The sequence below is a fragment of the Clostridium punense genome, assembly GCF_017874425.1.
GTDB classification, from domain to species: Bacteria; Bacillota; Clostridia; order Clostridiales; family Clostridiaceae; genus Clostridium_J; species Clostridium_J punense.
Map to the genome: position 1 here is coordinate 1 of NZ_JAGGLL010000064.1, position 11,924 is coordinate 11,924.

At 30.6% G+C, this 11,924-nt stretch carries 19 protein-coding genes; 12 read left to right on the forward strand and 7 right to left on the reverse strand.

All coding sequences use genetic code 11. From position 1 onward, the window contains the following. Positions 1 to 308: 308 nt before the first annotated feature. The 5 genes from J2Z44_RS20685 (at position 309) to J2Z44_RS20705 (ending at position 4,650) form a co-directional block, all read left to right on the forward strand. Positions 309 to 620 (forward strand): hypothetical protein, encoded by a 312-nt coding sequence (locus J2Z44_RS20685; protein WP_209650032.1) that lies wholly within the window; start codon positions 309 to 311, stop codon positions 618 to 620. 125 nt (positions 621 to 745) lie between these two features. Then, positions 746 to 1,237, forward strand: coding sequence for a GNAT family N-acetyltransferase (locus J2Z44_RS20690; protein ID WP_021283773.1), 492 nt, complete (start codon positions 746 to 748; stop codon positions 1,235 to 1,237). Positions 1,238 to 1,277: 40 nt separating this feature from the next. After that, on the forward strand, positions 1,278 to 2,078 hold the full coding sequence (locus tag J2Z44_RS20695) for a hypothetical protein (protein WP_021283774.1): 801 nt from the start codon (positions 1,278 to 1,280) through the stop codon (positions 2,076 to 2,078). 363 nt (positions 2,079 to 2,441) lie between these two features. Then, positions 2,442 to 2,891 carry a GNAT family N-acetyltransferase gene (locus J2Z44_RS20700; protein ID WP_021283775.1) on the forward strand — a complete coding sequence of 150 codons (450 nt, stop codon included), beginning with the start codon at positions 2,442 to 2,444 and terminating at the stop codon, positions 2,889 to 2,891. A 541-nt stretch (positions 2,892 to 3,432) separates the two neighbouring features. After that, positions 3,433 to 4,650: an MFS transporter gene (locus J2Z44_RS20705; RefSeq protein ID WP_021285690.1), complete on the forward strand. Its 1,218-nt coding sequence runs from the start codon at positions 3,433 to 3,435 to the stop codon at positions 4,648 to 4,650. Positions 4,651 to 4,809: 159 nt separating this feature from the next. On the opposite strand, the gene J2Z44_RS20710 is transcribed toward J2Z44_RS20705, so the two are convergent. From J2Z44_RS20710 to istA, 7 genes are all read right to left on the reverse strand, one after another. After that, entirely contained in the window at positions 4,810 to 5,157 is a 348-nt protein-coding gene (locus J2Z44_RS20710; protein WP_021285691.1) for a four-helix bundle copper-binding protein, read from the reverse strand. Between the two features lie 308 nt (positions 5,158 to 5,465). After that, entirely contained in the window at positions 5,466 to 5,906 is a 441-nt protein-coding gene (locus tag J2Z44_RS20715) for a hypothetical protein (RefSeq protein ID WP_021285692.1), read from the reverse strand. Beyond that, positions 5,907 to 6,062: an ATP-binding protein gene (locus J2Z44_RS21705; protein WP_242833459.1), complete on the reverse strand. Its 156-nt coding sequence runs from the start codon at positions 6,060 to 6,062 to the stop codon at positions 5,907 to 5,909. It lies immediately after the preceding gene. Positions 6,063 to 6,078: 16 nt separating this feature from the next. Beyond that, positions 6,079 to 6,414 carry an ATP-binding protein gene (locus tag J2Z44_RS20720; RefSeq protein ID WP_021285693.1) on the reverse strand — a complete coding sequence of 112 codons (336 nt, stop codon included), beginning with the start codon at positions 6,412 to 6,414 and terminating at the stop codon, positions 6,079 to 6,081. Then, a complete protein-coding gene (locus tag J2Z44_RS20725; protein WP_021285694.1) occupies positions 6,404 to 6,703 on the reverse strand; it encodes a hypothetical protein in 300 nt (99 codons plus the stop codon). The genes J2Z44_RS20720 and J2Z44_RS20725 overlap by 11 nt, the downstream gene beginning before the upstream one ends. 3 nt (positions 6,704 to 6,706) lie before the next feature. Beyond that, positions 6,707 to 6,934 (reverse strand): hypothetical protein, encoded by a 228-nt coding sequence (locus J2Z44_RS20730; protein WP_205410137.1) that lies wholly within the window; start codon positions 6,932 to 6,934, stop codon positions 6,707 to 6,709. Between the two features lie 23 nt (positions 6,935 to 6,957). Then, positions 6,958 to 7,791 (reverse strand): IS21 family transposase, encoded by an 834-nt coding sequence (gene istA, locus J2Z44_RS20735; protein WP_082207014.1) that lies wholly within the window; start codon positions 7,789 to 7,791, stop codon positions 6,958 to 6,960. Between the two features lie 189 nt (positions 7,792 to 7,980). Here istA and J2Z44_RS20740 point away from each other — a divergent pair, with 189 nt between their 5' ends. From J2Z44_RS20740 to J2Z44_RS20770, 7 genes are all read left to right on the forward strand, one after another. Further along, complete coding sequence (locus tag J2Z44_RS20740; RefSeq protein ID WP_021285697.1) at positions 7,981 to 8,646, forward strand: hypothetical protein; 666 nt, start codon at positions 7,981 to 7,983, stop codon at positions 8,644 to 8,646. Positions 8,647 to 9,021: 375 nt separating this feature from the next. Next, on the forward strand, positions 9,022 to 9,723 hold the full coding sequence (locus tag J2Z44_RS20745) for a hypothetical protein (RefSeq protein ID WP_021285698.1): 702 nt from the start codon (positions 9,022 to 9,024) through the stop codon (positions 9,721 to 9,723). Between the two features lie 217 nt (positions 9,724 to 9,940). After that, positions 9,941 to 10,135 (forward strand): hypothetical protein, encoded by a 195-nt coding sequence (locus tag J2Z44_RS20750; protein WP_021285699.1) that lies wholly within the window; start codon positions 9,941 to 9,943, stop codon positions 10,133 to 10,135. A gap of 72 nt (positions 10,136 to 10,207) precedes the next feature. Continuing rightward, entirely contained in the window at positions 10,208 to 10,456 is a 249-nt protein-coding gene (locus J2Z44_RS20755) for a hypothetical protein (protein ID WP_021285700.1), read from the forward strand. A 316-nt stretch (positions 10,457 to 10,772) separates the two neighbouring features. Then, positions 10,773 to 11,273, forward strand: a complete 501-nt coding sequence (locus tag J2Z44_RS20760) for a hypothetical protein (protein WP_021285701.1) — start codon at positions 10,773 to 10,775, stop codon at positions 11,271 to 11,273. A gap of 53 nt (positions 11,274 to 11,326) precedes the next feature. Further along, positions 11,327 to 11,491, forward strand: a complete 165-nt coding sequence (locus J2Z44_RS20765; protein WP_021285702.1) for a hypothetical protein — start codon at positions 11,327 to 11,329, stop codon at positions 11,489 to 11,491. Between the two features lie 77 nt (positions 11,492 to 11,568). Continuing rightward, a complete protein-coding gene (locus J2Z44_RS20770; protein ID WP_021285703.1) occupies positions 11,569 to 11,757 on the forward strand; it encodes a hypothetical protein in 189 nt (62 codons plus the stop codon). Positions 11,758 to 11,924 lie beyond the last annotated feature (167 nt).

Sequence of the window (11,924 nt, forward strand, 5' to 3'; positions counted from 1 at the left end):
TCTTTGAAACTACCACTCTATCAATATATCTTAAGTTTTAAACTAAATTTTAAAATTGGATCCTTATCCGCCACCGCCGAGCAGCGGTTTAGTTCAATTCTTAAGTTATGTCATAACTAAAAAAAGCAAACAAAGAAAATAGAAATTTTGAAATTGGGATTTCTTTGCAGTAACACTTGTGTTGCTACATTTATTTGTAATAGAAGGTGGGCATTTCAGCTACTCATATGTTAATGCTTTTAACGGTAGTATTTCCCGTACTAATAGGGCTTAGTGTAAAGATTAAAGGAAAAGGTGGAGATTAATTTATGATAAAGATTAATAGGTTATCTGGGTATGGTGATTTAGCTAGAAAGTATAAAGTAATGTTAGATGATAAACAAATAGGTGAAATAAAAGATGGTGAAAGTAAGTGTTTTCAAGTAGAGGAAGGAGAGCATACACTCTACTTAAAAATAGATTGGTGTAAAAGCAATAAAGTTAACTTTAATGTTAGTAAAGATGAAGAAGTAGAGTTTGAGTGTGGGGGTTCAATGCGTGGTTGGAAATTATTTTTAGGATTAATTTATATTACATTTCTTAAGAATAAGTATTTGTGGATAAAGGAAAAGGTTATCTGAAGTCTCCATGTTAGAAGGCAAAGTTATGTAATAGTATTAGAAAGTGGCTAGTGTAATGATGGATTTAAAATTTATGAATGAATTAGTAAGCGTAAGATTAACCAATTATAAAGGGGGGTGAAATAATGATTATACGTTTAGCGAAAATTAATGATGAAGAAAAGATATCATGGTTGATAGCACAGTTTAGAGTGGAATTAAAACAATTTAAAGGTATTGTATCAACACTTAAAATAGACCAGGCAAAAGAAGAATTTAAAGAATATATAAATGCAAAGTATCCTATTTTTGTCGCTGAAAATGATGATAAAGAACTATTAGGTTATTTAGTTTGTAGAATTGATGGTGGTGCGGTTTGGGCAGAATATCTATTTGTCTCTGATAGTGCAAGGAGAAATGGTATAGCCTCCAAACTATATAAGGAGGCAGAAAAAATTGCAATTGAATTGGGTAGCGATACAGTTTTTAACTGGGTACATCCTAATAATGATAAGATAATAACATTTTTATCTAAAATGGGATATGATGTTTTAAACCTTATTGAAATAAGAAAGCCTTGGAAAAATGAAATATTAACTCAAAAAATATGTATTGGAAATCACGAATATAACTACTAATTCAAAGTAGTGGAAAGTAATCATGGGGAGTGTGGGGATAATGCATGATAAGTCAGAAAAAAGAGCAAGAGAGATCTTGAATAGTTTTGTTCATGATGTTTCAATAAAATTTGAAGCAGAAATAGAAGCACTAATATTGGTAGGTAGTTTATCAAATGGAAGTTATGTAGAAGGACCCGGAAGGGATATCGATGTGATTACAGTTTTAAAAGATACCGTAAATGAAGGAATAAGAATATCAATTTTAAATGAAATTGCTGTAACAGAAGCCAAATTTAATAATGATATACCAATATCAAGGACTATATATAGGATATCCGAAATGAAAAGACCTTTTAAAAGAGATGTAAATTTATCTTTGGAAAATAAGCACTTACTTGAAGTAACCACAGAGCTACAACGAATACATGAATCAGGTATTTTGATTTATGGAAGAGATATAATTAAAGAGCTACCTGTGCCTACTAGGGAAGAAGTAATCTTTTTTGATAAGTTAGGAAGAGCGTGGTCTGAAATAGAGTTAAGTAAAAATCCTGGGATAAGAGAGATACTTAATGAGCCACCTATTAACATACTAGTACAAATAATAATTACTAATGCTTTTAAACATTATTTTTACTCAACAAACAAGTCTTGCTCAAACAAACATGAAATTGCAATTAGGATGAGACAAGATGTTCCAAACTATAGGTTTCAAAGAGCTTTAGATATAGCAACAAAATATAAAATGAATCCTAGCGAAGAATTACCATTAGGAGAGTATGATGAACTGAAAAAGGAATATGAAGAGTTTATAAAGTGGAGGGGATTACTTCCCGTTGATGAAGTACCTTTGCTTTAATTTCATTAATCATATTTACTGAAAGAAATTTGATTAATAAATGCTTTTTATAAAATAAATACTTGCAAGATAATATATTGAAGTTAATTTCTAAGTAGAAGATACTAAAAAAATACTGAAGTAGCTAGGCTATTAAGCAGTTTATCAGTGGTATTTGTTACAATCAAGTTGTAATATAAACTCACCTAATCTGCAGACAAGCTTCAGCTAAAGCTTTACTATCTTCAAGTATTAACTGGAAATTTACTTTAATTCATATACATAATTAGGAACTTTAGATATTTTATTGTAGTAATTGTGTGGTAAAATAAGTTAAAAGAGAAATAGCTGAGGATAAATATCTATTTCAAGGGGGAACAATTTATGGAGATAGTTAAGTTTAATTTAAAGGATAAAAATGAATTATTAGAGTTAGACAAAGAATGTTTTGGAGTAGGCTGCTGGGATAACGAATTATGGCAATCAATTTTAGAGGATTTAGAACATAACATTATTTATTTAGTGAAACAAAATACTGAATTAATTGCATACTTAATGATATACAACTGGGGAAAAGAAAGAAATTACGTTAAAATTACTAATATGGGAACTAAAAGTTCTTTTAGAGGACAAAAATTAGCTCATAAATTATTTGAAACAATGCTAAGTGAAATGAAAAAAGAAGGAATGAGAGATTTTAGAGGAGAAACAAGAGTTACAAACTATCCAATGCAAAAGGTATTTAATGATTTTGATTTCAAAAATGTAGAAACTCTTGAGGGGTATTATGATAACCCTACTGAAGATGCATTGAGATATCATTTAAGTATATAGATAGCTTAATAAATTTCTAATTTATAAAGTTGAAGTATTTGGTTTTATCTATTTCGTATACTTTTAATATTCACTTAATATCATAATGAAAATATAAGGGTTCAGTATACAAACCCATATATGAAAAAATTTAAGTAGCCACTAAGAAAAAGAGACCTAGGCATTTGAAGCGCTAGGACACTTTTTCTTAGTGGCTTATTTTAATTCATCATAAAAGCTAAAACCACCTAATGTGAAAACTATTTTAGAATAAAGCTTTCACTATGATCAAGGATTATCGGGAATTTTATTATTAATAATCTACTGGTAAGTATATCAAGCATTAAGTTTAAAAGATAATTTTTCATTGGACAAAATGACCAATGAAAATTCTTCGTCTAAGGTTAGTACCAAGCATTCAAGCAAAATAAGTAAAATGTTTATGATGGAGAAATACATTAAGAGCAATGTTTTGCTTATATTAGAAATAAAAAGTTTGATAATATGGTCTCAAAAGGGAATATTATAGATGAGTTATTTCTAAAAAAGTAGGTGTATAAATATGAAGTTCGGATTGCCAAAAATCAAATTAAACAAAGACATCAACATTCTGCTAATATCTATTCTTGTATTACATATTGCATCTTACATTGTTAATCCAATCCTCCCGGTAATCTTTAAGTCTGAGAAAGGTCTAAGTGCTTCTCATATAGGATTAATTATTGGTGCAGGTTCTTTAGCGTTTCAGGGTGGAAGTATACTAGGAGGATTGCTTTCGGATCGAACTGGTAGAAAAACCACCATGGTAATAGGGTCTTTAGCTCAAGCATTTGGACTGTTTGGTTATTCCATGCTCAATAATATTAGTATGCTTTTAACTTCTTCGATTATCATTGGAATAGGTTCTGGAATGTATGCTCCAACAGCTAAAGCTGCAATTGCGTCTTTAGCATCAGACTCCTCTGAAGTAAGAACTACTGCCTTTTCATTGAGGGGAATTGCTGCGAATATAGGAGTATGCATTGCAGGGATATTAATATTTTTTCTTTCAAAATTGAGTTCTAATATAACATTTTATGTTTCTACAGGAGTATATATTGCCCTGGCAGGCTATACATGGATTTTTTTACCTAAGGATTGCGGAGAAAGTGATTGTCCTATAATTCCGCCCAATAGCTACCTACAAATATTTAAGAATAAATCTTTCATGATTTTTAGCATTATTTCCTTATTCACTTGGATAATTTATTCTTTGCTAAGTCTACTTTTGCCATTGAGGGGAGAAGCTATTTTAGCAAATGGAAAGCTTGTGGGTACAATTTGGACGATAACCAGCGTAATTGTAATCGTAGCCCAAGGTTTTATATCTAAATATATTCTTCAAAAGGTTAATCCATTAACAGCAATCTTCTTTGGGGTACTATTTTTTGGTGGAGGTATATTTATGATAGGCCTATCTTATAATTTTGTGGTTTTAACATTAAGTTCAGTAATATTTTTAGTTGGCGAAATGCTCATGCTACCAACCACAGATAGTCTAACCAGCCAACTTGCCCACCCAGAGTTAATAGGTGCATATTTTAGTATTGCAAATCTTATATCAGGACTAGGAACTGCCATAGGAAATTTTGCAGGAGGAAGAATAGTTACTGCTTATGGTATAAAAAACAATTTAACTCCTTGGTTTATATTTCTTATAGCATCTGTAATAGTTGCGGTTTTGGTGCTGTTTACAAAACGAATGCCATCAATTAAAAATGCAGTCTCTTCACAAAAGTAAGAATATAAAAACGTAAGATGCAAATTGGCTATAAATTAGATTTAATAATAAAAAATAATGAAGTTAGCAAACTGATGGATAAACTTACGATTTAATTTTATATAAGTCAAAATAAAAGAAGCTAAGATTTTACGTGAAAATCTTAGCTTCTTTTGCTAACTACATTGATGCCATTTTTCTGCACTCATCAGCACATCTTCTGCACTCTTGAGCACATTTTTGACAGTGCTCATCTTTGAACATTTCACAATCTTGTGCGCATTGCTCACATATTTGAGCACAAAGTTCACAATGTTGTTTAGCGAATTGTGAGTCCATAGCCATCATGCTTACTGACATTTGGCACATCATAGCACAGTCTATTAACATACTAATGCATTTTTTTCTTGCAGCAACATCTTCTTCGTTTAGACATGCTTTAAAGCACTCATAGCAAGCTTGAGCACATCTTTGACATGCATCTATACAAGCTTGATATTTATCAGTTGAATTAGTTACTATTCCCATGTTTAACACCTCCTTTTATTTTCAAAATTATTGTGTCTTATTGCAGATTTTAATATTCATATAAAACAAAATAAATCTTAGTTTAATTTTGAGTTCATTATTGTAAGTTATGGCAAGGTGAAGAATATATCTTAAGCATAAGTAGATTATGATTAAATTATTGATTACAACTATCTATATTTAATAGATACAGTTCAAAAAGTGTTTAAATAACATCTTAAATGTTTCCTAAAAAGTTTTTAATACCTTTAATTTTAAAAAAAGAAGTTGATGATGTAGACTGTCAAGTAAAATTGCCCCCCTACGGGCTAAATTTCAATCAGTTCAAAACAATCCCGTTTTAGGGTTTTCGTGTTTATAATGAGTCTTCTTTCTAGGAGGTTAATAGATACATATTTATTAAGTTCCATTAATCTGTCTTTGATGAGCTCACTAAGAAGGTCATCAAAGCTCTGGTTAGAGCCAAGCCCCGAAGGGGGCATTGATTCTCTAATAGATTTCCCATTTTCTTTATAGCCGTCTAATTCATCTATAGTCATGAAATTGCTCTCAATCTCGGCTTCGCTCTTATGTTTATATTGCCTTGTTTTGGCATCAAAGTAGTAATCTGATTTGTTACTGAGTCTTCGCCTCATTTGTTGAAAACTAAGGTCATATCTATCTCTAGCTAACGCTAAAGCTTCGCTTCTACCTTTATTGTTGTAAGTAGTTATAAACTCATCAAAATCTATTTCTATATCTTCTTTCAATTAGTAAACCTCCTCAACATACCTATTTACTCTATAGCTATCGCCTGTTATACTAATTACATGGGAATGATGTAGTAATCTATCAAGTGCAGCGCTAGCTGCAAGTTCACTGGTAAATATCTCATCCCATCTATTAAAAGGTAGATTTGGTGTCACTATGAGAGAGCTTTTTTCATATCTTTGCCGGATTAATTGAAAAAAATATGCTCTCTTTTTCTTTATCCATTTTTAAATAACCAATATCATCAATTATTATCAAATCTATCTTTGATAACTTAACAAATTTTTGCTTTAGTGTTCCAGCTTGAATTGCATTATATAAGTCATCTACAAGTTCAATGGCATTTACAAACAATACTGATTTGCCTCTTTCACAGGCTTTTAAGCCTATATTATTATCTATTGCAGTTTGGACCTCAGTATCATATTTTTCATACATATCAGAAAGTTTAAACTGCTTTAATAAGCTTCTTATTTCAAGGTTTAAATCACTTATTTTAGCTGTCATAATTATTTCCTTTCCCGTAGTAAGCAAGGTGTTTTACAACATCCTTTTCATTTCTTATAATATGTTTATTCTCACTATTCTTTTGCAGCGATAGCTGGATTTTTTCATGCTCAATTATAAGTTCTAAATATTTATCTTTAATTACAGACTTGATATTTTCAATTTTAAAGATATTATTTTTCACACAGTGATTAAGTATGATATCAAGGTCTTCGACATTGTACAAGTCCTTCAATTTAAGAAATTCTTTAGCATGAAAGAGATCTTGTTTAGTAACCTTTGAAGCCATTTCTTAGAACTCACTACCGTGTTTGAAGGTGCTTTCAAAAACACGCCTTATTTCTGGAATGGACCGTGGAACCTTAGAAGCAATGGCTTTATAATCCACAGGATCTTCGTACTTACCATATCTTCCGTCCAGTACAGAATAACTCTTTATTAAATTTTGGTCTAAATCATATATTTCTAACTTATAACCATAAATTATTCTTCTATTTACTTTCTTATCAACATACCTCACAGGCACGCTGTATCGGTTAGTATCTACCATGACAAAGTAACAATTCTTACTTCTAAATCAGAATTCATGATCAACTTATCTTTAAGTTTTGTTAAAAGGGGCTTTTCATCTTCAAACATATCCTTAGGAACCCTACGGGTTGTCCCATGGGTTTTCATATTCCAATTTCTCATAAAATGCTTGATTTCAAAGTTTAGCTCTTCCATGTTGCTAAAACTGATCCCTTTGATAAACTGTTCCTCAATATATTGATTTGGCTTTTCTATCTTTCCTTTTGTTCGTGGCCTTAGTGGTAGACATGCGTTTAATTCAGTTTTAATGTAGGTTACCAGCTTTAAAGCATTAGCATTAAAGATAACCTCTTCACCCTTTTTATGACTTAGAACTAGAGCTTTAGGATTATCAATTAGAAGTTCCTTTGTCACGCCCCCAAGTTCTATGAATAGATCTTGTATAGCCTCATATATTGCTGCCGCATTCACGGACAGTGAGCAGACAGCAGCTTTCTTTCTAGAGTAAGAGAGTACCATAGTAAAACAGTATATTTTAGTTTTTCTGGAGTCAATGTAGACTTCATATTCTCCCCAGTCAAATTGTGCCTGGTCTCCTGGCGGAGTCTCAAACCTCTGAGAAGCCCTTTTGCTTATCAGTATTCTCTCATCATTTAGTGTTTCTAGAAATCTATACACTGGATTAATGCTGCATTTATAACCTAACTTAAGTAATTCGTTGTATATTCGTATACCATTAAATGAATACTCCTTTTCAAGGTACCATTTTCTAATATCATCTTTATACTTGTCTACTTTGGTAGTCCAATTTTCCCTTGAGTATTTAGGTTCCTCCTCCTTTTGGATTCAACTTTTAACTGTGTTTTTAGACATTTTAAGCTCTCTAGCTATCTGTTTAATTGGCACTCACATATTGTGCATGTTTTTTCTTTATGCCAATCTCTCAAGTCCTTCACCTTCATTCCCCCCCTTATGCATGACATTTAAGCTATACATAAAGGATATTATCTTAAAGTGTAGGGGTCAATTTTCAGTGTGAAAAGGTGGGAGATATTAAGTGTAAATCAACATAAGGATTGTAAATCAGAGTTTGGATGGGGAAGAAACTACAAAGATGGTCATGCTTTTACCTTTGGAACCCTAGAGCATCCAATGGAAATTATTGCTGGAGTAGCTTTTGCACATATGGGCAAGCATACCCCCTTACTTTTAATTAAAAAAGACTGTATCCCTGAAATAGTTGAAAAATATATAAAAGCTGTTAAGTTTTTACCTAAAGAACCGCCGAAACCACCCTTTATGCATGGATTTATTCTTGGAGATGTGGAGCAAATTTCTTATTGTACTCAAGTAGAAATAAATAAGCTTCTTTCAATTGACCATCATATAATGGAAGTTGAAATGAAAAAAATGATGATGAAAATGAAAGAAGAACATGAAATGGATCACAAACATCATGAAGATCATGAGCTTATTCATCATTTTATGAAAGTGATGATGTCAAAGATGAACATGGATATGGAAGATATGGAGCACATGGATCACATGAATCATATGGTACACAAAGACCATGAAGAAGATATGCATCATTGTATGATGGAGGAGCATGAAAATATGAATCACCTTATGGTAAACCATCATTATCATAAAAATAATAACAAACTAAAAGATAGCCATAAGGATACTAAACTGCACTGTTAGGAAAATTCTACGTGTTAAAATCTTACAATGTTTTAATGTTTCATAGTTATTATAATAATTAAATATATATAGCCACTAAGGAAATTCCTCAAGGAGCTACAGCTCTAGAGAAATTTTCTTAGTGTTTTTTTTCATCTATCATAAAACTTAAAATAAATTAATCTGTTAATAATTCTCAGTTAAAGCTTTTTACTGACCTCAAATCTTAGCTGAAAATTGTTTATTAATTTAACTAAAAAAGTGGAATTGAAAGTGAAATATGACAGTAATTACATGGTAAAATAGTATTAAAGGGGAAAATACAGAAGAGTTTATTTTAGGTCAAACTAGTAGAATATTATTCACTAACAAAATTTATTTTATGGGAGGAGCAAAATGAGAAAATGGGGTATATTTATTTGTCTATTATCAGTAGTGCTGATTTTATGGGGATGTAATTCAGGTGTAAGTAATTCTTCTAATTCTTCAGAAGCTACAATAAATAAGAATAAAAAGATAGAGGTATTTCTTCCTAAATTATCGGATGCTTACAGCTCTGTATATGGGCATTGGAATGAGCTAAATCTTGATAAAATTATCCTTATAGATAAACCGATTTTAGCATCCAGTGATATTGAACTTATGGATGATAATACATTAAAGACAAAAAAGAATTTTATGATAGTTAATGGCACTGGCTTAGAAAGTCCATTAATATATGGTGATAAGAGTGATGGAGTTTTAAAGTTTGAATACAAAGAAGAAGAATATAAAATTTATAGTAAATCACCTGAGTTATTCTATAATTACACTATTTACGATATATGTGTAGTAAAAAAAGGTGATAATATTTTTCTTGTTAAACAAACTGATTTTAAGAAGGAAAAAGATATTGGCGGTAATGAGATTCCAGGAAGAGAGTACAAGACAGGAATAATTGGAATACCCTATGTCATTGTTGTGGATGGTAAGAAAACTGAACTAGGTATTTTAAAGGTTGATGATGCTGAATTTGCTGTTCCAAGAGCTATGGATTCATGGACCTATATGGGACCACCAGAAGGAATAATTAATAGGTTTGTTGACGGAAAAAATTAAAAAATCCAGGATTAGGTTCATTATGATGTAGAAATTAAATGGAAATCATTTTTAAGGGTATACCTATAACCTATATTATTAACATAATTTAGGTTAATTTATTCCGAAGAAGTAACCATAATTATGGTAATTTGGAATTGGTAGTTGAGTATGATTAGGGGTAAGGGTTGAGATAACATTGTATTTTAATACGAATTTATAGGGGGATTATGTGAGAATGAAAAATAAGTTATCTAAAGTAGTATTTATAATTATTAATTTTATATGGGCTTTAACCTGTTTAACACAAGCAGTAACTATAAAAGAAAAATATAACTTAAACTTTTGGATATATTACATTGTAACAATAGTAGCCTTACTTACAGGACAGATGTTACTAAAAAGAATATTCATGAAGGTTAATAAAAAGTAACTTTATTTCACATTTTCATAAGTTATGTAATAAAAGCATATCATTACGAGTTACTTTATAGGAGGGATAAATTTGAGGGATATATTAAGAGAATTTCCTGTTATATTACCAATACTATGCTTACTTACTTCTTGTATAATACTTTGGGGATTTATAATAAAGGTTATGGATAGGTTAAAAAAATTGAAGAGCCATGATGATACAGAAATAGTTAATAAGAAAACCTTAGCCAAACTTAAGGTAGCAAATATATTAATTTCAATTGGATTTATTGTACAATTAGTTTTAGGAATAATTGGGGTATTAATTAGCATTGAATAATTTGAAAACTTATAAAGTGCTTATTTCACAACTTTCTTAACAAGCCACTTAATTACAGTATTTGAATGATTTAAAGATTAATGTACTTATAAAAGGATAAGGCCATTAAGAAAACATCAAGAAGCTGCAAGCTCTAGAGAGTTTTCTCATCTATCTACTTCTTTTTAGATATTTCAGTAACGCTTCTAATAATGCTTTTAACCGCTACTTTTCCTACTATACTTATCGGTATAGGTTTAAAGCTTAAAAGAAAACTCAAAACTACTTAGACTTAGATAACTTTTTTTTAGTTATTATTAAATTTAGGGGGAGAAGAATGATTAAAAATAATATTAGATCCCTATTGATTCATGTGATGATTAACATTTTAGCTCTTATTACTTATATACCTTTTCATATTTCTGTTGTGAAATGGGCTTCTGAGGAAGCTGCAAAGAATCACCATATTGTTATGATTAGCGTAGCTATTACTATTATTGCTGTTGCATTATTCTTATATTACTACTTTAGTGGAGTATTTTTGAAAGAACAAGGAAGTAACTTCAAAAACATAATGTCAATTAGTTTAACAGGGTTTATAGGTATATTTATATGGTTCATTGCTTTTAATATGAATTTAGCAGAGAGAACTAATGCACTCCTAAATTCAGAAGTATGGCAGCTATATAGCTTATATTATAGTTATAGCCTGTTTCTTGTAGATGAAGCCGCCATTAGTATTCCCAATATCATGTTAGTATTCTGCATTATGCCAACTTTGGCTATGTGGGTTGGGATAAAATATCCTATCAATTCAAGCAATATAAAAGTTAATTAACTTACAATATTCGTAACAAACTGTATGTCTAGCACTTCTCTGAAGGTAACGAAATGGGCTGGATAGAGGTGCTATATACTTTTATTTACAATGTGTGTACTTTAAGAAGTTTCAGTATAGACGAGGTTAAAAAGGAGTATTTTTATTTGGGAGTAATCGGTTATTACAAGATAAAAGTTGCATTAAATTTCAGTGAAATTATAGTAAAATGTAATTAAAGGGGATCACATACAATTAATTTTAGTTTTACAAGTGTGATTAAGGTATATTTAAATATGATGAGGGGGAAATAAAAGTGAAGCCACTAAAATACGGAATTATCGGTGGGATTTTTTCATTACTATTGTTCATATTTCTTGCTATGATAATTAGACCCAAAGCCACAAGTATAGGAGATATGGTAATGATAGGTACTATTGTGCTTTCAACAATAGTATGTGTTTGTACAGGAAGAATTATTGAAGAACTAAATAATAAAAAATAAAAGAAAGAGTCATATACAATTAGGAGTTTCCATATACTTATTTTGGTTAGTATGTTTAATATTTACTAAGTATGACCCTTACCCACTTTGGTAGACACGAGGAACTCGTGTTATACTAAACGTGAAGGGAATGATTTTAGTGAATAACCATTATAGTGCAGAATTTA

Coding starts and splice junctions, on each gene's coding strand:
- J2Z44_RS20760 (WP_021285701.1), top strand. CDS start 10,773: ATGATTAAAAATAATATTAGATCCCTATTGATTCATGTGATGATTAAC.
- J2Z44_RS20750 (WP_021285699.1), top strand. CDS start 9,941: ATGAAAAATAAGTTATCTAAAGTAGTATTTATAATTATTAATTTTATA.
- J2Z44_RS20700 (WP_021283775.1), top strand. CDS start 2,442: ATGGAGATAGTTAAGTTTAATTTAAAGGATAAAAATGAATTATTAGAG.
- J2Z44_RS20685 (WP_209650032.1), top strand. CDS start 309: ATGATAAAGATTAATAGGTTATCTGGGTATGGTGATTTAGCTAGAAAG.
- J2Z44_RS20765 (WP_021285702.1), top strand. CDS start 11,327: ATGGGCTGGATAGAGGTGCTATATACTTTTATTTACAATGTGTGTACT.
- J2Z44_RS20705 (WP_021285690.1), top strand. CDS start 3,433: ATGAAGTTCGGATTGCCAAAAATCAAATTAAACAAAGACATCAACATT.
- J2Z44_RS20725 (WP_021285694.1), bottom strand. CDS start 6,703: ATGGCTTCAAAGGTTACTAAACAAGATCTCTTTCATGCTAAAGAATTT.
- J2Z44_RS20720 (WP_021285693.1), bottom strand. CDS start 6,414: ATGACAGCTAAAATAAGTGATTTAAACCTTGAAATAAGAAGCTTATTA.
- J2Z44_RS20745 (WP_021285698.1), top strand. CDS start 9,022: ATGAGAAAATGGGGTATATTTATTTGTCTATTATCAGTAGTGCTGATT.
- J2Z44_RS20695 (WP_021283774.1), top strand. CDS start 1,278: ATGCATGATAAGTCAGAAAAAAGAGCAAGAGAGATCTTGAATAGTTTT.
- J2Z44_RS20710 (WP_021285691.1), bottom strand. CDS start 5,157: ATGGGAATAGTAACTAATTCAACTGATAAATATCAAGCTTGTATAGAT.
- J2Z44_RS20690 (WP_021283773.1), top strand. CDS start 746: ATGATTATACGTTTAGCGAAAATTAATGATGAAGAAAAGATATCATGG.